Here is a 2188-nt window from a genome sequence, read left to right as displayed (position 1 = left end):
GTGCGCCACGAGGCGCTGTGTGACCGAGCGGAGGTGAGAGACCTGCGCCGTTGTGCTGTCGCAGCAGCGTAACGAAGCTGGGGGCAGCCTGGACCGGGAGACGCCGGCGAGGGTGGTAAGCAGCCCCGACAACGACGGGACAGGCCGGCACTACCGGATGGCCTGGGTCCGGCAAGCATGAGGAGAAGGTGTACGCGAGGAACCAGTGTTTTAACGCCTCTCAAGTCTCCCGCCAGCTCTAACCCGGTGGATTCGGGCTGGTCTGCGATGCGCACCAACACCACTGGCGTCTCGGTGTTGGGAACTCCGGCTGCGGTTTAGGTCGCTGCCGCTGGAGGCCACGGTGAATGCCTGCGGCGTAGCCGTGGCGATATCGCAGGGGCATAGCTGGGCACCTCCCTCCTCGAGCGGTCAGCAGTGAACGTGGGAACCATCGCGAGGCTCCCGTGTCGTCGTCCTCAGCCGAGGGCGCCGAATCCGGGTTGACGCGTCGTCTGTCGATGGCCACGCGGTGGGGCGGAGGGGCCGTAGTAGTCCGAGCGGGGGAAAGCCTCGTGCATGGCGAAGGGCCCCAGCGGAATTGATGCAGCGAACACGACACGAACGGAGGCACTGGTGAATACCGGTGAGCTGTCATGGCCCGATCCCGATCAGGCGGCATGGCAGGTACGACAGATGCAACGCAAGCTGCACCACTGGGCGGTCGAAGATTCCGACCGCCGCTTTGATGATGTGTTCAACCTCGTCCACCACCCGGACTTTCTCACCGTCGCGTGGGAACGGGTGCGGGGCAACAAGGGCGCACGCTCAGCCGGTGTCGACCGGCTGACTCCTGCGTCCATAACCGGAGATGCCGAGACGGTGGCGTTCCTGAGCCACGTTCGAACCGAACTGAAGGCACGGACATTTGCTCCACTTCCGGTGCGGGAGATACTCATTCCCAAACCAGGGAGCAGCAAACTCAGGCGGCTCGGTATTCCCACGGCGATGGACCGCACGGTTCAAGCGTCGTTGCTGTTGGTGTTGGAGCCGATCTTCGAGGCGGATTTCGAGCCGGTCAGTTACGGTTTCCGTCCCCGACGTCGCGCTCAGGACGCGATCGCCGAGATACATGCTTTGGGGACCCGGAACTATCACTGGGTCTTCGAGGCTGACATCGCGGCGTGTTTCGACGAACTGGCTCACTCCGCCATCATGGAACGAGTACGCACGCGGATCGTCGACAAGCGGGTCCTGGCCCTGATCAAGGCATTCCTGAAGGCGGGCATCATGTCTGGCGACGGAACGGTCAGGGAATCTGATACCGGCACACCCCAGGGTGGCATACTCTCACCGCTGCTGGCCAACATCGCTCTGACGGTGTTGGACGCACATTTCCGTGTGAAATGGGATGCCCATCGGACATCTCAGCGGCGAGATGCCCATCGCAAACGTGGCGGGGCCACCTATCGGATCGTCCGCTATGCCGACGATTTCGTGATCATGGTGGCCGGAACCAAAGCGCACGCGGACGCATTATGGGACGAAGTCGCGGATGTCATTGCCCCACTGGGGCTACGGCTATCCGTGGAGAAGACCCAGGTATGCCACCTCGACGAGGGGTTCGACTTTCTCGGATTCCGCATCCAGCGGCGCCGCAAGAAGGGCACGAACAAGGCAGCTGTCTACACCTACCCGTCGAAGAAGGCGCTGCTTTCGATCATGACGAAGGTGCGGGCGCTGACCAAGAAGGCACGTCATCATGGCCTTGCTGATCTCCTCGGACGCCTCAACCCGGTGCTCCGAGGATGGTGTGCGTATTTCCGTCACGGTGTGTCGAAGGCAACCTTCGGATACCTCGATTCCTTTGCCTGGCATCGGGTCACCCAGTGGCTGCTCAAACGGCACAAGCGGATCACGTGGGCGGAGCTCTACCGGCGGTTCCTGACCGGAAGGCCAGGCAATCGTCCGCAAGAGAATGGGATCGTCATGTTCGATACCACCACCGTTCCGATCACTCGGTATCGGTGGCGGGCGAGCAACATCCCCACACCGTGGACCAGCACAGCGGCGACCTCGGTCCCCGCATAACGGTGGCAGTCCGTGGAGCGCCGGATGCGACGAGAGTCGCACGTCCGGTGCGGAGGGCGGGCCGGGGAAACGGGCCAGGAGCAATCCCGGCACCGCGCCCCGGTCCGACCCCTACATC

At 63.2% G+C, this 2188-nt stretch carries 1 protein-coding gene; it reads left to right on the top strand.

Translation table 11 applies throughout. The features are described from left to right. Positions 1-615 precede the first annotated feature (615 nt). Positions 616-2070 (top strand): group II intron reverse transcriptase/maturase, encoded by a 1455-nt coding sequence (gene ltrA, locus AOT87_RS00045; RefSeq protein ID WP_033711551.1) that lies wholly within the window; start codon positions 616-618, stop codon positions 2068-2070. The last annotated feature ends 118 nt before the right edge of the window (positions 2071-2188 follow it).

The organism is Mycobacteroides sp. H003, from assembly GCF_001440135.1.
GTDB classification, from domain to species: Bacteria; Actinomycetota; Actinomycetes; order Mycobacteriales; family Mycobacteriaceae; genus Mycobacterium; species Mycobacterium gwanakae.
Note: the sequence above shows the minus strand (reverse complement) of the source record. Positions and strands in the feature narration are given on the sequence as shown.